The following is an 18,544-nucleotide window of genomic DNA, read 5'->3' on the forward strand; positions in this document are numbered from 1 at the left end:
CCGCGGAGGCTCTGCCCCGCAGAAGCAACTGGAGCAGCGCTAAACATCACGCGGACATGGTGGAAAGCGCCGTCGCTTGGCTGCCTACCCTTTCGTGACCCGGGCAGTGAGGGACCGTTCTGCGGGCCGGTGGCTCCGCGCTCCCAGGGATAGAGCCGTCCGTGAGGCATCACGGAAATATGGGTAACGGGCGAAAGAGCCAGGCCAAGGCCCCCCAAAAAATCCGCCACTACAACGGCCCGACCTGAGCCGCCGCGTGCCCGCGCTTCTCATTGATGAACAGCGTCAGGATCAACCCGACCACCAAAAACCCCGCCAACAAAATCAGCGCCTGCGGGGTCCCGACCTCGTCCTTCATCCACGCGAAGGGGAATGTCATGATCGCGGCCAGCTTGAACATCAGGCCCCAAATCCCGAACATTTCCGCCGCGCGGTCCGGCGGCGCGAGGTAGCCGACGAAGGCGCGGTTCGCCGAACCCAGCGAGCCCAGCCCGAAGCCGAGCAGATTCCCGATGATCCACAGCGGCCAGGTCGGATACGTCGTGCCGTCGTGGAGCGCGGCATGGGTCTCGTGAAGGTGGGCGTAGAAAGCGAATCCCGAGGCGGTCAGCACCCAGACCATCAGGAAGAAGACCGTCGACCGGCGGTGGCCAATGCGATCTTGGAACAGCATCGGGATGATCGTGCCGATGATTCCGGAGACCGTGATGACCGCCACGAAGATCACCATCTTGGTGCTGGTGAAGCCGTATTCTCCCGCGAGCTTGCTGGCGAAGAACACGACCACGCTCATCCCCGTGCCGTAGAACAGCGAGGCCAGCATCAGCATCGCCAGATCCTTGTAGTTCTTCAACTGCTTGACGGTCTCCGTGAGACGGATGAAGCCGACCGTAAGGACGTTTTTCCCGGAGTGCTCGGCCTGCTGTTCGATCACCGGCTCGCGCAGCCAGAGGATGGTCGGAATGGTGAAGGCGATGAACCAGAGCCCGGCGAAGACGAAGAAGGGCCGCCATTGATCGCTGGTCTCCAGTTTCATCGCAATCATGCCGCCGGCCGTGAGGACCAGCAGCATCAGCGCGGCAAAGTAAGCACATCCCCAGGAGAAGCCGCTGACCCGCCCGACCTGATCCTGCCGCGCCAGGGAAGGCAGGAAGCTGGCCAGAAAATTCTCCCCCAGCGAGAAGGCGAAATTGGCAGGGATGTAGAGCAGCATCGCCAGCCAGATCTGGCCGGGCTGGATGAAGGCCAGCAGACAGGTGAAGACGCTGCACACCAGGCCGGTGATAATCAGCCCGCGCTTCTTCCAAGCCCGCTCGTCCGCCGCCGCCCCGGCGATCGGGGAAGCGAGGGCGGCCATCAGCATGCTCACCCCGTAGGTGATCGCCCACAGGCGGTCGTCGGTGGAATCGTCGCGCACCACCACCTCGCTGAAGAAGATCGAGAACAGCAGGGTGTTCACGATCAGCGTGAAGGACTGGTTGGCGACATCGTAGGAGATCCAGCTCCACAATTGCCGCTGATGCGGCATGCCCTTGAGCGGATAGAGGCTGCGTTTTTCGTCCATGGCATCGCCTAACGGCCCGGCCATGTTTGCGGGATTCCCGGGCTTTGCAATGCGGGAGAGTTAGACGGGGCGGGAAGTTTGAGGAAACCGCGACTTCCCTCTCTTACGCATTTACAATACGCAAGTTCCCACAAAACTTCGCCCGGTGAAACCCTCCCATCTTCACATCGGTCTCATGCTCGATCCGCTGAGCGGGTACGGCAGCAAGATCCTCGACGGCATCAGCCGCTACGTGCAGCGGAAGCCGAATTGGCGGGTGGCCTACTTCGACCGCGAGCGCCGCGAACTGGCCGATCTGGTCGAGACCTGGCAGGGGGACGCGATCATCTGCACCGTCGTCGACCAGCGCTTCCGCGAGGCCGCGGCGACCCGGACCATCCCGATGATCAACGTCGCCGGGCTGATGGACGAGACCGAGGTCTGCAGCGTCCTGGCCGACGACCACGCGATCGGCAGGATGGCCGCGGAACACCTGATCGACCGCGGCTTCAAGAACTTCGCCTTCGTCCGCAAGCGCGATGGCACGCGCTACTCGACGGACCGCGGCAGCGGCTTCCAGGCGCGGGTGGAGGAAGCAGGCGGCAAGGTCGTGACGATCCAGCTCAACATGAACCATAGCGACGAGGAGCTGATCGAAAAGCTGGCGGCACTGCCCCGGCCGCTCGGCATCTTCACCGCCCTCGACCGGATCGCTTCGATGGTGATGGAGGCCTGCTGGAAAGCCGACTTCAAGGTCCCGGAGGAAATCGCCATCGTCGGCGCGGGCAATCACCAGCAGCTCTGCGAACTGAGCTCCCCCACCCTCTCCAGTGTCGAGACCGACATGGAGCGGCGCGGCTACGAGGCGGCTGCCCTGCTCGACCGGATCCTCTCCGGCGAAGCGCGCCCGAAGGAGCCCGTCCGGATCGCCCCGGCCCACGTGGTGGCACGGCGCTCGACCGATGTCTACGCCTTCGACGATGGGGACGTGGTCGCCGCGCTGCGCTTCATCCGGGAGAACTCGGACTGCACCATCAAGGTGAAGGACGTGGTGGCCGCGACGACGATCTCCCGCCGCTCGCTGGAGGGGCGCTTCAATTCCCTGATCGGCCGGACCCTCCACGATGAGATCTGGCGCGCCCATTTCGACCTGGCCATGCGCCTGCTCTCCTCTTCCGACCTCTCGCTGCAGGATGTGGCGGAGCGCTCGGGCTTCCGCACCGCCAGCGCACTGGTGAACCTCTTCCGGCAACGCCTCGGGGTGACCCCGAAGGAGTTCCGCGTGAGCAACCGGCGCTAGTTGTCCGATCCGTCCGACACCCCTAGGGGATCCGGACGGATCGGACAAAAGGTGGTCCGCACAGTCTCTGTGCGGTCGAAGCAGTTCTGGTGGCGGCCGCCACGGGGGGGCCTAGGGGAGTGGGTCGGCTACAAGGGTAGCTTCAGCCGCACAGGGGACTGTGCGGACCACCTTTACACACCATGCAGGTCGCACGCGGGGCGCAGGTACTTTGCATTTTGCATTTGCGCGGGGCTCCGGGTGAGGCACCTTGTTTGAACTCTCGCGGCAGGCGCGGCATCCGGCGAGCCCGTTCATCCCCAGCGAGCTGTGGAGGAATTGAAGCTTTATTGAATGATCCGCGCCGCGACCCGTCCCAAGGGGGAACGAATCAAGCTAGGAGAAAGGAACCCATGAACTCGACCCGATTTGGCCTGTTGGCCACCATTACTGCATTTTCAGCGTGTGGGACGCTGATCTCCCCCATCGTCATGGCCCAAGGGGGTCAGGAGGAGGTTTCCCAAGATACCGAGGTGCTGACCCGCGGGCCGGTCCACGAAGCTTTCGCGGAATCCGTGAGCTTCGAACCGCAAGCGGGCGTCCTCATCGGCACGCAGCCGCCGGAAGCCATCGACGAACTGCCGCCCGAGCAAGAGCTGGAAGGCGAGAACGTTACCTGGATCGCCGGCTACTGGGCTTGGGATGAGGATTCCAATGACTTCATGTGGATCAGCGGGATCTGGCGTAACATCCCGCCCGACCGCGAGTGGGTGCCCGGTTACTGGAACGACGTGGGCAGCCAATACCAGTGGGTCTCCGGTTACTGGGAGGACAGCGGCACCGAGGAGGTGTCCTACCTTCCCGAGCCGCCCAAGAGTTTGGAAAACGGTCCCAACGTCGAACGTGACTCGGACGATGACGTCTGGATCCCGGGCAGCTGGACCTATGTCGATACCCGCTACCGCTGGCGCCCGGGCTACTACCAGCCTTACCGCCGCGACTGGAGCTACGTACCGGACCGCTACACTTGGACGCCGCGCGGCTATGTGTATGTGGGCGGATACTGGGACTACCCGGTCGAGCGCCGCGGCATCATCTTCGCCCCGGTGCGCTTCCGCGGGAACGCGTGGCGCGAGCCGAACTACCACTACTCACCGGTGACGGTGATCAACATCGGGCTGGTGGTGAATCACCTCTTCGTGAGGCCGAGCCACGGTCACTACTACTTCGGCGACTACTACGAACCCCGCTATCGCGACCGCGGCTTCTATGCCTCGGCGAACTACGCGGCCTTCAACCGCCGCGGCTTCGATCCGATCTTCGCGCATCAGCGCTGGGAGCACCGAGCCGACCGGAATTGGGAGCGCAATCGCCTGAATGACTTCGAGTACATGCGCGACAACCGCGATGCACGTCCGCCCCAGAACTGGGCCGGTCTCAAGCAAATGGGCGATGGCCGCCGCGGCTTCAAGGGCCGGGATGGTTCGGAGATCGCGATCGCCACGCCGCTGGCCCAGTTTGCCAAGGACCCGGGCCAAGGTGGCGGAGCGAAGTACAAGATGAAGCAGCTCAACCAGGCTTCCCGCGAGAAGCTGGTGAACCAGCGCCAGCAGTTGACGAAGTTCACCCAACAGCGGAAGCAGATCGAGAAGGAAGGCCCTGCCATCGCCAAGACCGCCGACGGCGAGCAAGCCGCCCCGGTGAAGCCTGCGAAGGTGAAGGTCCAGCGTTCGCCGCTGGCCGGCCGCCGCGCCGCCCAGATGAGCAAGGAGGAAGCACCGCCGAAGCGCAAGCAGGCTCCTGCGGTCACCGATAACACTCCCGGCCCGGATGGAGACAAGACCAAGCCGACCGACGAGAACACGCCCGGTCGTGGTCAAGGTGGCCGCGGTCAAGGTGGCAAGGGTGGCAAAGGCAACATGCCGGACGAGGATACCGCGAAGCCCGATGGCAAGCCGAACAAGCCGGAAGTGAAGCCGGACGAGAACACCCCGCAGCCGGGCGGTCGTGGCAAGGGTGGCCGTGGTCAAGGCGGCAAGGGTGGCAAGGGCGACAACATGCCCAATGAAGACACCACCAAGCCCGATGGTCCGCCAGCCAAGCCGGATAGCGAGCCGACGGTGAAGCCAACCCCGGAACGCGAGCGCGAACCGAAGGTGAAGCCGACTCCAGAGCGTGAGCCGAAGGTGAAGCCCACGCCCCAGCCACAGCCGGAGCGGCAGCCGAAGGTGAAGCCTACCCCGCAGCCCCAGCGTGAGAAGGTTCAGCCCAAGCCCCAGCCGAAGCCGGAGCGTCAGGTGCAGCCGCAGCGTGAGAAGGTCCAACCCAAGCCGCAGCCGAAGCCAGAGCGTCAGGTTCAACCACAGCCGCAGCGCGAGAAGGTGCAGCCCAAGCCGCAGCCGCAACCCCAACCGCAGCGCGGGAGGGTTCAACCGCAGCGCCAGCCCCAAGGAGGGGGTGGAGGCGGCGGCGGAAAGGGCAAAGGTAAGGGCAAGGACAAGGAAGCCGAGTGAGTAAGTAAATTTCAAGAGGCGGCCGGACGAGAGTCCGGCCGTCTTTTTTGTGTGAGGCTATGCAGGAAGGACGGCTCTTCCGCCGGGAGCGCGGAGCCACCGGCCCGCAGAATGGCCCCCCGCTGCCCGCAACACGAAAAGGCCTGCAGCAAATCAACGGCGCTCTCCACCACCACCGCGTGATGTGTCCCGCCACCCCGGTTGCTTCTGCGGGCCGGTGGCTCCGCGCTCCCAGGGAAGAGCAGTCCTTAAGGGGAAATTCTTAGAAAATCCGCGCCGGGCCTACCGGGACGATCCGGGTCGGGTTGATGTCATCGTGGGTCACGTAGTAGTGCCGCTTGATGTGATCGAGGTTCACCGTCTCCGCGATCCCGGGCAGGCCGTGGAGGTCGACCAGGAGGCGATGCAGCGCGGGGTAGTCGATGATCCGCCGCAGGTTGCACTTGAAGTGGCCGTGATAGACGGCGTTGAAGCGCAGCAGGGTGCAGAAGAGACGCCAGTCGCTTTCGACCGGTTGCTCGCCCAACAGGTAGCGGGAGCCCGTGAGCCGGGCCTCGAGTTCGTCGAGGGCGGCGAAGAGTTCCAGCACCGCTTTTTCATAAGTCGTCTGCTTGGTGGCGAAGCCCGCCTGATAGACGCCGTTGTTGACCTTCTCGTAGAGGAATTGGCTGAGGGCCGCCTGCTCCGCGGCGAGATGGGCGGGGAACAGATTGGGGGCCTCCGGTGCGGCGAAGGCATCCTGGAACATCCGGCAGATGTCGTCCTCGGAGTTGTTCACGATCTTCTTGGAAAGACGATCCCAGAGCACGGGCACCGTCACCCGGCCATCGAAGGAGGGATCGCTCGCCAGGTAGGCCTCGGCGAGGAAGCGGAAGCCCTCCGCCTCGTCGGGGCCATGACCCGGTCCTTCGCGGAAGGCCCAGCCGCGCTCGTCGCGCACCGGATCGGCGATGCTCACGCCGATGACATCCTGGAGTCCCAGCAAGGAGCGCGTGATCAAGGTGCGGTGGGCCCAGGGGCAGGCCAGCGAGACGTAGAGGTGGTAGCGACCGGGGATCGCGGGCAGGTCGTCTTCCTTGCCGACGACGCGGCGGAATGCGTCCTCCTGCCGCTCGAAGCTGCCGTCACTGTCTTCATCGGGAAACTGCGCCATGATCATTCCATAGCACGCGGTTGACGGGCGCGAAAGCGAAGCTCTGTTGGATCATTGAAACTCGCGATTCTCACCCCCACCCGGAACCGCCTCGGGTTTCTCCAACAGAACGTGGCCAGCGTCCGGATGAGCAGCACCGCTCCCCTGGATCTGGAGATCGTGCAGGCCCTGCACGATTGCGGCTCCGACGATGGAACCGCGGAGTGGCTGCGGGGACTTGAGAAAGAGCGGGTGAGCTTCTCGCCGGGACGCGTGCCACCCGGTCACGCGCGCAATCTCGCCGCGCAATCGTGCCAGAGCGACTACCTGATGCCGCTCGACGATGACGACCTTCTGCTCCAGCGCACCGCCTACCACTTCGTGAAGGCGCTGGAAGCCGGGCCGGCGCGCTGGGCGGTGGCGGATTTCCTCAAGATCGATCAGGACGGCCGCTACCTGCCCGGCGAGGACTACTATGGCTGGGACTTCGACACGGCGGATGAGATGCTGCGCGCGATCTTTTCGGGCAGGCATTTCATCCAGGGGAATGTGTGCTTCAGCCGCGATCTATTCGAGGAGGTCGGCGGCTATGCGGAGATGGAGACGGCGGAAGATCTGGAGCTTTATACACGCTTCGTCCTCGCAGCGGGGCTGCCGGTCTATGTGCCGATGGTGAGTCATCTCCACCGGATGCACGGGGGCAATGTTTCACGGGAGGTGGACAAGGACAGATACAACCGGGACCTGGCGGAGATCTACGAGAGGCACCGTAGCGAGTTGCAAGCGAGGGGGATTCCGCTGGAGTTGATTCCGTGAAATAAAGGGAAAGCTCTTCCGCCGGGAGCGCGGAGCCTGTAAAGGCCGGAGACATGGGTTACACCTGTTCGGGGACATGGGTTACACTTTTCGGCCCGCAGCCATGAGCCGCGCGCGCGGCTCATGGCTGCGGCGGCCGGCCCACCCGCCGCTCCGACAGGGGCGCGTAGCCGCTCTCCCCGGTAGCGCGGTGTTGCGCGAAATCCGCCACCCCGATCCGCTTCCAGCAGTAGTAAACTTCGAAGCTTTCTTCCCCGATCTGCCGCAGCGCCACCTCCTCCCCGCGGAAGGCCTCGCCGATGCTCCACAACACGCCGCGGAAGCTGATGATCCCCTTGTCCAGGACCCTTCTCACCACGTCTTCCCCGCCATACCAGTCCCCGGCTTGCGGCAGTTGCACCGGCATCGCCCGCGGCGAGATCCGGTAGCGGCTCGCGGGCGTGTCCCCGCCCAGCGAATGGTGGGGCCGTTCGTGGTTGTAGAGGGTGCGCCACGGCGCGAACTCCCGCCGGCAGTGCGCGTGGTCCCGCCACACCGTCGTGCGCGACAGCACTTCGGCTTGGAAGGTGCGGTGGAAGCGCTCCTCCTTGCCCTGGGTCTGCGGGTGCCGCGGACGCCCGTGGTAAACCCTCACGCCCAGCCGCAGCAGCCACGCCTCGCATTGGGTGAAGTGTCCCTGGCTGTCGCCCCACGGCTTGCCGTTGTCGCACAGGATCGCCGCAGGCAGCCCGTAGAGCCGGAAAGCTCCTTCCAGCAGCGGCTTGAACTCCGCGTAGGTCTCGCCCGCGCAGGGCTCCAGCAGCAGGTTGAAGCGGCTGTGGTCGTCGAGCATCGTCAGCGCATGGCAGCGGCCGCCCGCCGCCAGTTCGAACCAGCCCTTGTAGTCCATCTGCCACAGCTCGTTGGGTTCCTCGCGCTCGAAACGCTCCCAGCCCTTGCCGGAGGGACCGGCCGGTTGCGACAAAAGGCCGTGCCGCCGCAGCACTTCCGTAATCGTGCTCGCCGAGGGCACATTCTTTTCCCCGCGGTCCTCCAGCCACCGCTTGAGCTTCCTGCCGCCCCAGGCCGGATGCTTTTGCCGGACGGCCACGATCTTGTCCTCCATCGCCGCCTTGGTCCTGCCGGGGCTTTCCGCCGGCTTGCGCGGCACGTCCGCCAGGCCTTCGCCCTTGCGATGCCTCGCCAGCCACTTGTAGCCGGTCTTGCGGCTGATTTTGAAGCGCTTGCACAGCTCCGCCTTGTTGGCTCCCTCGCGCGAAGCCAGTTCCACGAATTCACGTCTCTTGTCCATCAGGTCACAGGTTTGCCAGGGCATGGTCTTATCCTCGACGGAGGTGTAACCCATGTCCCCGAACACCTGTTAACCATGTACCCGGTCTATACAGAGCCACCGGCCCGCAGAATGGTCCCAGCGGTTTCGGGTGCAGGAAAAGGCAGGCAGCAAAGCGACGGCGGCATCCATACGCATCGCGTGAAGTGACGGCAGCAAGGGAAGCTTCTGCGGGCCGGTGGCTCCGCGCTCCCAGCGGTAAAGCCGTCCTTGGATCGCCACGCGAGCACGCCAAAAAGAAAGGGGACACGAATGTCCCCTTTCCTTTTCATGAGGGCGGACTGAAGAGCCCGCTTTTCCCTCAAGCTGCTTCAATAACGGCGCCAGCCGCGGCGGCCGTGATGGCCATAGTAGCCGCGTCGATAACCGCCACCGTAGTAGTAGTGGTTGTGATCGTCGTTGTTCTGGCCGATGGCGTAACCGAGTGCGCCGGCAGCCACGGCACCCGCCGCGGCGGTTCCGGGGTCGACCGATTGGACCGGACGGCCATAGGCGTCGTAGGTCGTCATGCACGAGGTCGAAGTCACGGCGATCACCGCGACGGCGATGCCGCTCAGAATCTTGGAGTTCGTTTTCATGGGATTCACGATTGGTTCAGCAATCATTCCAGCAAATGACGTGCCCTGCCCTTTCGCGCAATCGCCCGACGGTATGACAAGCGCCTTAAATGCAAGGGCTAACACAGCTTCAAAGGCCGCTCTGAAAGACCGGATGCGAGTCTTACAACCCGTTCCATACATGCAGGAACGCGGCATTGAATTGCATAGCGCAACGTCCCCCCGGACAGATCCCCGCGGCACGTGTCGAAAACGTCACTGGATCACAGGCTAAACCTTAAGCCGCCTGCGGACGTGCCTATCACGCCCTCGTCTCCGCGATTATTATTTTAGGGCTCCCTGTCCCGGCGGCCAGACGCTATGCAAGTCCCGCTTCATCCCTCCTTCAAAACCCGCGGTGCCGTAGCACCCCCGTCCCCGCATGAAAAAAGCCCGTGCCCTTCGTTCGGCGGCAGCACTTGCGCTGTTTAGCCTCCTCCCCCCAAGCGTCCAGGCACAGGCCTATGGTCTTGGCAACCGACCCGATGTGGACGCCTATTTCGACGGGGTATTCCCGCCCGTGGAACCTTCGATCGATGCGGATTGGACAACGGTGGTGGCTTTCCCGAATCTGAGTTTTCTCAATCCCGTGGGTTTGGCCCCGATCCCGGGGACCAACAAGCTCGTGGTCTGGGAACGCGAGGGCAAGATCTGGAGCTTCGACAACACTGCGGGGACGAGCACCAAGACCCTGGTGGTGGACCTCTCCGCCAACGTCCAGGGCTGGGACGACTCCGGCCTGCTGGGCGTGGCGTTTCACCCGGACTTCGCCAACAACCAGCAGATGTGGGTCTGGTACAACTGGCGCGGCGGCATCGCCGGACAGAACAACGACACCGGCCCGATCATCGGCGACGCCTTCAACCGCCCGCCCACCAACACGCCCACCCGGAACCGGCTCTCGCGCTTCGTGCTAAACCCGAGCTTCCAGACCACCCAGGCGAGCGAGTACGTGGTGATCGACCAGAAGGACAATACGGTGTGGCACAACGGCGGCGGGATCTTCTTCCACCCCGGCAACGGCTTCCTCTACATCACCAACGGCGACGACCAGCAGGGCTTCCAGAACGCGCAGGTGATCAACCGCGCGCTCTTCTCATGCGTGATCCGGATCGATGTGGACCAGCGCGGCGGGGCGATCAGCCATCCGCCGACGCTACGGTCGCTCAACGAGGTGAGCCCGGGTTGGCCGCGCTACAACGTACCGAACGACAACCCCTTCGTCGGCCAACCGGGAGCGCTGGAAGAGATCTGGGCGCTGGGCCTGCGCAGCCCGCACCGCATGACGATCGATCCGGTGACCGGGCGGATCTTCATCGGCGATGTGGGCCAGGGGACGCGGGAAGAAGTCACCGTGATCGAACCCAGCGACCCGCCGGGACTCAATCTCCAGTGGAGCCGGATCGAGGGCCTCGGCGGGGATCTGGTGCAGCCTTACATCGGCACCAGCAAGAAGCCGATCATCGACTACACCCACAACGGGACCGATGGCAGTTGCGTGGTCGGCGGCTATGTCTATCGCGGCACCGAGTTTCCGGAACTTTCCGGCAAGTACATCTTCGGCGACAACATTTCCGGCCAGATCTGGTACCTCGATGAATCCCAGACGCCGGCGAAAAAGATCCTCCTCGCCGATCTTCCCGAAGGGGACGGGTTCAACTCCGGGAACAATTACATGGGGCTGAGTTCCTTCGGCCTGGATGCGGGCAACGAGCTCTACATTTGCCAGATGGGCACGGTCGAGGGGAAGATCTACAAGCTGCAGCGCGGCGGACCGCCGCCCGGCACACCCCTGCCCGCCACGCTGGGTGCCACGGGGCTTTTCAGCAATCTGGCCACGCTGACGCCGAGCGACAAGCTGATCCCCTACACGCTGAATGCGCCCTTCTGGTCGGACGGCGCGGTCAAGTCGCGCTGGGCCAGCGTGCCCAACAACACAAGCATCGCCTTCCAAGCGACGGGCGACTGGGCCTTCCCCGCCGGCAGCGTGCTGGTGAAGCACTTCGACCTGCCGTCCAGCGATGTGGACCCGAATGCCCGGCACCGGCTCGAGACGCGGGTGATCGTGCAGAAGGACGACGGCTCGGTTTACGGGGCGACCTACAAGTGGCGCGCCGACCAGAGCGACGCGGACCTCTTGGACGGCGGCTTGACCGAGAACATCCCGATCGCGACGGCCCCGGTGGGCAACTTCACCAGCCAGGACATCGGCAATCCGGCGCTGGCCGGATCGACGGTGCGCACGGGCGACCTGATCACGATCACCGCCGGCGGCACCGACATCTGGGGCACCAGCGATCAATTCCGCTTCGCCCACCAGCAGCGGACCGGGGACTTCGATGTCGCGGTGCGGCTGGAATCCGTGACCCAGGCGGATCTCTACACAAAGACCGGCCTGATGGTGCGGGATTCGCTCGATGCCAACGCGCGGCACGTGATGGCGCTGGTCTTCCCCAGCAATGCGGTGCGCAACAACAACATCGGCGGTTACGAATTCCAGTATCGCGCGACCACCGGCGGCGGTGCCACAGCACTCTATCCGCCGGAGCCGCAGCCGCGGGTGAACTACCCGGATACCTGGCTGCGGATGCAGCGCGCGGGTGACACCTTCATCGCTTACTCCAGCGCGGACGGCTTCACCTGGCAGGAGTATGCGCGGACCACACTCGACCTGCCGGATCAGATTTTCTTCGGCTTGGCCGTGACCGCCCACGTGGCCAGCCCGACGACCACGGCGAAGTTCCACCTCAACAGCCGCCGCCAGCCTTGGTATTATCCGAGCCGCCAGGACTGCGTGCGCTGCCACAATCCGCAGGCAGGCGGGGTGCTCGGGCCGAGCACGCGGCAGTTCAACAAGGACATGCTCTTTCCCGGCGGAGTGACCGACAACCAGGTCCGTGCCTGGAACCACGTGGGGCTATTCCACAACGCTCCGGAAGAGGCCGCGATCCCGGCGATGGAGAAGATGGTCCATCACACGGACACCAATGCCTCGCTGCAGGACCGGGCACGCTCTTACCTGGATTCGAATTGCTCCTACTGCCACCGCCCCGGCCAGGTGCAGGCGCAGTGGGACGCGCGCTACCAGACGCCCTTCATCGACCAAGGCATCTTCTATGGCCCGGTGAACGACAACTTCGGCAATCCGGAGGCGCGGGTGGTGGTGCCGCAGAGCCTCGCCGATTCGATGATGCACTTCCGGGTGAACAAAGTCGGCGAGAACCAGATGCCGCCGCTGGCCCGCAACATGGTCGACACTGCCGGCGTCGAGATGCTGGCGCAATGGATCAACTCGCTGCAGCCGGAATCCGTCACGCCTCCCGGCACCCTGGTGGCGACGGCGATCTCGCACACCCAGGTCGATCTCGCTTGGGTGGATGGCTCCGACAACGAGGCCGGATTCTCGATCGAGCGCTCGCTGGATGGCATCCATTTCGAGGCGGTCGGTTTCGCCGGGCCGGGGGCCACGACTTACAGCGACAACTCCGCGGATCCCTTCTCGACGAACTTCTACCGCGTCGCGGCCTTCGGTGAGCACGTGTATTCGACCTACTCGAACACGGCCGCGGCGACCACCGACATCGGTCCGCCGGCGGCGGAGATCCGCCTGACCGGCAATGGCCGGATTATCCAGAGCAACGACTTCACGCCGGACTACTCGGACGGCACCGACTTCGGCGTGGCGGTGGCCGCGGCCGGCCAGACCATCCGCACCTTCACGATCGAGAGCCTGGGCAATGCGGCGCTGCTTCTGAATGGCTCGCCGCGCGTGCGCATCGATGGCACGGGGGCGTCTTCCTTCAGCGTGCTGGTGCAGCCGCCGGCATCCTTGGCAGGGCCGGGCGGGACGACCTTCCAGATCCGCTTCGAGCCTGCCACCACCGGCGTGAAGATCGCCACCGTGGTCATCGCCTCGAATGATCCGAGCGAAGCGGTCACCAGCTTCGCCGTCACCGGCAGCGGAGTGGCCACGAATCTTGTCGGCTGGTGGAAATTCGACGAGACCAGCGGCACCATCGCCAACGACAGTTCCGGCGGAGGTCGCAGCGGCACTCTCGCCGCACCGGTTCCGGCTTGGGAAGGCGGTCTGCTCAGCGGGGCGCTGAGATTCACGGGTGCCGCGGGCCAGAGCGTGGTGGTCGGCAACCACGCCTCCCTCAATGTCACCCAGGCGATCACGATCGCGGCGTGGGTCAAGGCCGCCGACTGGGACGGCAACCGGCGCATCGTCCAGAAGGGCAATACCGACAACCAATACCGCCTGCTCGCGGAGGATGATTTCCTGGTCTGGGATCTTTCGGGAGTGGGCCGCATCGAAACCGACCTGCCACCCGCCGGAGAGTGGTTCCATGTCGCCGCCACCTACGATCGAGAGATGATGCGGGTCTACGTGAATGGCGTCGAAGTCGCCACCCAAGAGGCCACGGCCGCGATGGCGACGACGGCGAACGCCCTGAACATCGGCACCAAGATCACCAGCTCCCCGGCGGGCGATCACATGAACGGTTATATCGACGACGTGAGGCTTTATTCGCGCGCCCTTTCGGCGGCGGAGATCGCCCTACTCACGGCGCAATCGGCGGTCGTTGTGATCGAGGCGACGGATGCCAGCGCGCAAAAAGGCACCGCGAATACCGGCACCTTCAAGGTGACCCGCAGCGGTTTGAAAGACGCGGACCTGCAGGTCGGACTGAGCGTGACCTACGGCGGCACGCAAGCGCTGCCGCGGATCGACTACACCCTGACCCCGCTGCCGACCGGCTTCTCGATCCCGGCCGGACAAAACTCCGCGACCCTGACGCTCACCGCCCTGGACCGCGAGACCGTCACCGGCACGCAGACCGTGACGCTTTCATTGGCCGAGGCCGCCGGCTATCTTCCCGGAGCGGCGACCAGCGCCCAGGTGGAAGTCCGCGATTCACCGCTGAACGAATGGAAGGTCCAGAAATTCGGCAGCCTGGCCGCGGCCCAGACAGCCCCTGCGCAGGACCATGCGGATGGCGATGGCGATGGCCTGAGCGTCTTGCTGGAAGCGGCCCTCGGTGGCAGTCCCTCGCTGCGGGATACCGCGCGCCTGCCGCTGGAGGAGATCGAGATCATCGGCGGCCTGCCTTACGTCACGGCGGCCTACGTGCGCCCGAAGCCGGCGATCGGGGGGATTTCCTACTTCCACCGTACCTCGATCGACCTCGCGACGGGGCTTTGGGAAGAGGCCGGGATGGTGGCCGGATATCCGCAGGAGAATCCGGACGGGATCACGGAGACCGTGAAGTTCCGCACGCCGCTGCCGATCGGCGGTGAGCCCCGGCAGTTCCTGAGGCTGGAGGTGACGCGGCCTTGAGGTCGTGGGGGTTTGTCCGATCCGTCCTATTCCCCTTAGGCAGTAGGACGGATCGGACAAAAGGTGGTCCGGACAACCGGAGGCGCAGCCGGAGATAGCCCCGCACTTTATTTCAAAAAACGGGGCAATCCTCTGTGCGGTTGAAGCAGTTCTGGTGGCGGCATCCACCCGAGGCCCCCCCAGGATGAGGCGCGCGACAAGGGTGGCTTCGACCGCACAGCGGTCTGTGTGGACCACCTTTTAGCGCTTCAGGCTGTTCTCGATGGTGCCGATGGCGTCGCGGACGGAGCTGTCGGTCTCGATGTTCCCGAGGACTTTCTTGACGGCGTGGATGACGGTGCCGTGGTCGCGGCCGCCGAAGGCCTCGCCGATCTCCATCAGCGAGTTCTTGGTCATCCTGCGGCTCAGATACATGGCGATCTGGCGCGGGAAGGCGATGCTGGCAGGGCGGCGCTTGCTGGTCATGTCGGCCAGGCGGACGTCGAAATGATCGGCCACGGCTCGCTGGATGAGATCGATGGTGATGAGCTTTCCCGCTTCCTCGCGCAGGAGGTCGCGCAGGAGGTGCTCGACGCGTTCTTCCGTGACGGCCTCACCCGCCAGCGAGGCGTAGGTGGCGACGCGCATGAGGGCGCCTTCGAGACGGCGGACATTGCTTTTGATGCGTTCGGCGAGGAAGCGGATGATGCCTTCATCGACCTTGACCTTCCACTCGTCGCGCTTCTTGCCGAGGATGGCGAGGCGGGTCTCGAAGACCGGCGGCTGGAGCTCGACGGTGAGGCCGCACTCGAAGCGCGAAATCAGGCGCGGTTCGAGGTTCTTGATCTCGCTGGCCGGCTTGTCGCTGGTCAGGATCACCTGGCAGCGGCCATCGAGGAGGGTGTTGAAGGTGTGGAAGAATTCCTCCTGCGAGCGCTCCTTGCCGCCGAGGAACTGCACGTCGTCGAGGAGCATGGCCTCGGCGTTGCGGTAGCGCTTGCGGAAGCGCTCGAGGTCACCCTTGCGGACGGCGTTGATGAACTCGTTCGTAAATTTTTCGCAGGTCAGGTAGACCACGCGGGAGGCAGGCACGCCCTTGAGCCACTGGTGGCCGATGGCCTGCATCAGGTGGGTCTTGCCGAGGCCGGAACCGCCGTGGATGAAGAGCGGATTGTAGCCGGGGCCCTTGCGCTTGGCCACCGCCTCGCAGGCGGCGTGGGCGAACTGGCTGTTCGCGCCGACGACGAAGGAGCCGAAGGTGTAGTTGTGATTGAGGCCGGCCGCCTTGAGGCGCTTCTCGAAACTGAGGTCGCCGCCCACGGGACCGGCCGGGGCAGGAACGGCCTCCGGATCGGCTTCGTCCTCGTCCACCGCCGATTCCTTCGCGATCGGCACCGAATCCTCGAGGACCAGTTTCACGCCGAGGACGCCCTCGATGCTTTCGGTCACCGCGGAGTTGAGTTCCGGCATGTAGTTCGCCTCGATCCACACCTGGTGGATCTCGTTCGGGACGGAGACTACCGCCCGCGAATCCTCGATCGCCACCAAGCGGGAGGACCCGAACCAGCGCTGGAAAGCATCCTTGCTCACCAGGCGCCCGAGCGCCTCGCACACTTCCTCCCACTGACTCACCACCGTGATCGATTTCTCCCCCGGATCCGCTTCGATCTCCACCAAGTCCATGTTTGTCACGTGTGTGCTTAAAAAGGTTTTTCCGTCCCGCGTCGTTCCCGAGGAGCGGGCCGCGGACGGAGGACAGTGATAACGCGATCCAGAAGGGCGGGAGACTGTTTTTTCGACCGGTCTAACAGACCTCCGGCGGACGCCCATTTTCCACAGGCGTTCCACGTTTTTAAAAACTTGTTGCTTGACCCTCCGGGTAGTTAAATTTCCCGAACTAAAGGGGTTTGCTAAGGATGCCGCGCAGGGCCTGATTCGTTTAAAATCAGTGATTTTACGAGCCCCGGGCAGTTCCAGCCGAGTGTGAAGGGCACGTGAAGTTCCTGCAAATCCTTGCAACTGAACGAGACTTCGAGGCCAAGCCTTTCACTTGTCGCCCCGCCCCTGAGAGGAAAGACTGCGCCGCATGTCCGGAGCCGGTCTCGATCTCGCCATTATTGTCGTCTACTTCGTGGTGATCATCGGGATCGGCCTGTATGCGGCGCGGGGTCAGAAGACGATGGAGACCTACGCGCTGGGCAACCGCTCGATGCCGTGGTGGGCGGTGCTGGCGTCGATCCTGGCTTCGGAAATCTCCGCGGGAACATTCCTGGGAACGCCGAGCGAGGGCTACGCGAAGCAAAACTTCATCTACGCGCAGCTGGTGATCGGCACGATCATCGCGCGGCTGATCGTGGCCGGGGTCTTCATCAAGCCCTTCTACGACCTGAAGGTGGTGAGCATCTACGAGTTCCTGGAGATCCGCTTCGGGATCATCACGCGGCGGATCGCTTCCTTTGTTTTCCTGCTCACCCGCTCGCTGGCCAGCGGCTCGCGGATCTACGTGGGGGCGATCCTGCTGGTGCTGGCCTGGGAGGTGATGCACCCGGAATTCCTGAAGCTCGATTCGGAGGCACGCTTTCAACAAGAGCTGACGATCTACATCGGCGCGGTGGTGGTGCTGACCGGGCTGACGGCGCTTTACACGACCTTCGGCGGGATCAAGGCGGTGGTGTGGACGGATTTGATCCAGGTGACGCTGATGTTCGGCTCCGCGGCTTACGTCTTCTACTGGCTGCTCGGGCAGACCGGGGGCTGGAGCGGATTCTTCGAGTCGGTGAAGCAGCCGACCTTCGTCAACACCGGCAGCGACCCGGGCAAGTCGATGCTCCAGAATCTGAAGGACACGGACCTGAAGTGGATCTTCCAGCAGGAATACACGATCTGGGCGGCCTTCTTCGGCTCGGTCTTCACCACCCTGGCGACCCACGGCACCGACCAAGACATGGTGCAGCGGATGCTGACCTCGAAGGATCACAAGAAGGGCCAGCGGGCGGTGATCATGTCCGGCCTGATCGACCTGCCGGTGGTGATCGGCTTCATCGGGATCGGCATCCTGCTTTACCGTTTTTACACGCAGAATGCGGACCGCGCCCCGCTGCACGATCCCGGGATCTTCGCCTGGTTCATGGTTCACGATCTTTCGCCGGGCTTGCGCGGCCTGCTCGCCGCGGGACTTTTCGCGACGGCGATGGGTTCCTTAAGTACGGCCCTGAACGCGCTGGCGACGACCTTTACCAAGGACTGGTATCTCGGCTATTTCCGGCCGGGGGCTACGTCCAACGAGCAATTCCTGATGGCCCGCTGGGCGACCGTGGGCTTCTCGATCCTGCTGGCCCTGATCGGGATCGGCACGGCGTGGGTGAAGCTGAAGAATCCCGAACTGCGGATCATCCCGATCGTGCTGGGCAGCTTCGGCTACACCTACGGATCCCTGCTCGGGGTCTTCCTGATCGGGATGCTGACGAAAACCCGCGGCACCTGCACCGGCAACATCGCCGCGATGCTGGCAGGATTCGCCGCGGTGGCGGTGCTGACGGATCTGCCGAACGATGTGTGGAAGATGCTCACCGGCTACAAAGCTTACCAGTTGCCCCCTTGGATGCCGGTGATCGCCTTCACCTGGCGGATCATGGCCGGAACCCTCGTTACCGTTCTTGTCGGACTCTGCTTCCGGCGGAAAGGTGATGCCTACGTCGCCCGCACCCTTTGAGACCCATGCACGAAGAACTTACCGATCTCCTCTGCCGCCGCCGCGACATCATTTCCGACCACGAATTCCGCGACCGGGACACCTTCGGGCATCTGGAAGCGCTCAAGGAGGTGTCCGAGGCGATTGCCGCTTGGCAGGTGGCGAATGCCGCGGGGCTCGATGCGCGGCTGGAGCACTTCCTGACGAATGCGTCCTTCGACAAGGCGCTGGTTTACTTGGAATCGGAGGGGAGCTGGAAGGGGCACTGAGGCCTGGGGCCGGAGGTCGAAAGTCGGAGGTAGGAGATCCGAATCCCGCGAGCCG

General features: G+C 64.1%; 11 protein-coding genes. 6 read left to right on the forward strand and 5 right to left on the reverse strand.

Annotated features, from left to right (window positions below; all coding sequences use genetic code 11):
* Nucleotides 1-229: 229 nt before the first annotated feature.
* Nucleotides 230-1,588: an MFS transporter gene (locus ABWK72_RS05590; RefSeq protein ID WP_367873796.1), complete on the reverse strand. Its 1,359-nt coding sequence runs from the start codon at nucleotides 1,586-1,588 to the stop codon at nucleotides 230-232.
* A gap of 121 nt (nucleotides 1,589-1,709) precedes the next feature.
* Here ABWK72_RS05590 and ABWK72_RS05595 point away from each other — a divergent pair, with 121 nt between their 5' ends.
* Together ABWK72_RS05595 and ABWK72_RS05600 are read left to right on the forward strand one after the other, a co-directional pair.
* Nucleotides 1,710-2,843 (forward strand): substrate-binding domain-containing protein, encoded by a 1,134-nt coding sequence (locus tag ABWK72_RS05595; protein ID WP_367873797.1) that lies wholly within the window; start codon nucleotides 1,710-1,712, stop codon nucleotides 2,841-2,843.
* A 392-nt stretch (nucleotides 2,844-3,235) separates the two neighbouring features.
* Nucleotides 3,236-5,335 carry a hypothetical protein gene (locus ABWK72_RS05600; RefSeq protein ID WP_367873798.1) on the forward strand — a complete coding sequence of 700 codons (2,100 nt, stop codon included), beginning with the start codon at nucleotides 3,236-3,238 and terminating at the stop codon, nucleotides 5,333-5,335.
* Between the two features lie 262 nt (nucleotides 5,336-5,597).
* Here the strand turns inward: ABWK72_RS05600 and ABWK72_RS05605 are convergent, their stop codons facing one another.
* Entirely contained in the window at nucleotides 5,598-6,488 is an 891-nt protein-coding gene (locus tag ABWK72_RS05605; protein WP_367873799.1) for a glutathione S-transferase family protein, read from the reverse strand.
* A 54-nt stretch (nucleotides 6,489-6,542) separates the two neighbouring features.
* On the opposite strand from ABWK72_RS05605, the gene ABWK72_RS05610 reads away from it, so the two are divergent.
* Entirely contained in the window at nucleotides 6,543-7,283 is a 741-nt protein-coding gene (locus tag ABWK72_RS05610) for a glycosyltransferase family 2 protein (protein WP_367873800.1), read from the forward strand.
* A 121-nt stretch (nucleotides 7,284-7,404) separates the two neighbouring features.
* On the opposite strand, the gene ABWK72_RS05615 is transcribed toward ABWK72_RS05610, so the two are convergent.
* Together ABWK72_RS05615 and ABWK72_RS05620 are read right to left on the reverse strand one after the other, a co-directional pair.
* Nucleotides 7,405-8,628 carry an IS481 family transposase gene (locus ABWK72_RS05615; protein WP_367873801.1) on the reverse strand — a complete coding sequence of 408 codons (1,224 nt, stop codon included), beginning with the start codon at nucleotides 8,626-8,628 and terminating at the stop codon, nucleotides 7,405-7,407.
* A 296-nt stretch (nucleotides 8,629-8,924) separates the two neighbouring features.
* Nucleotides 8,925-9,191 carry a hypothetical protein gene (locus ABWK72_RS05620; protein ID WP_367873802.1) on the reverse strand — a complete coding sequence of 89 codons (267 nt, stop codon included), beginning with the start codon at nucleotides 9,189-9,191 and terminating at the stop codon, nucleotides 8,925-8,927.
* A gap of 538 nt (nucleotides 9,192-9,729) precedes the next feature.
* Between ABWK72_RS05620 and ABWK72_RS05625 the strand changes: the two genes are divergently transcribed.
* A complete protein-coding gene (locus ABWK72_RS05625; RefSeq protein WP_367873803.1) occupies nucleotides 9,730-14,550 on the forward strand; it encodes a LamG-like jellyroll fold domain-containing protein in 4,821 nt (1,606 codons plus the stop codon).
* A 240-nt stretch (nucleotides 14,551-14,790) separates the two neighbouring features.
* Here the strand turns inward: ABWK72_RS05625 and dnaA are convergent, their stop codons facing one another.
* Nucleotides 14,791-16,212 carry a chromosomal replication initiator protein DnaA gene (gene dnaA, locus ABWK72_RS05630; protein ID WP_367875319.1) on the reverse strand — a complete coding sequence of 474 codons (1,422 nt, stop codon included), beginning with the start codon at nucleotides 16,210-16,212 and terminating at the stop codon, nucleotides 14,791-14,793.
* 403 nt (nucleotides 16,213-16,615) lie between these two features.
* On the opposite strand from dnaA, the gene ABWK72_RS05635 reads away from it, so the two are divergent.
* Together ABWK72_RS05635 and ABWK72_RS05640 are read left to right on the forward strand one after the other, a co-directional pair.
* Nucleotides 16,616-18,241, forward strand: a complete 1,626-nt coding sequence (locus tag ABWK72_RS05635; protein ID WP_367873804.1) for a sodium:solute symporter — start codon at nucleotides 16,616-16,618, stop codon at nucleotides 18,239-18,241.
* Between the two features lie 5 nt (nucleotides 18,242-18,246).
* Nucleotides 18,247-18,489: a hypothetical protein gene (locus ABWK72_RS05640; RefSeq protein WP_367873805.1), complete on the forward strand. Its 243-nt coding sequence runs from the start codon at nucleotides 18,247-18,249 to the stop codon at nucleotides 18,487-18,489.
* Nucleotides 18,490-18,544: the final 55 nt, after the last annotated feature.

It is taken from the genome of Luteolibacter sp. Populi (assembly GCF_040801775.1).
Taxonomy (GTDB): Bacteria; Verrucomicrobiota; Verrucomicrobiia; order Verrucomicrobiales; family Akkermansiaceae; genus Haloferula.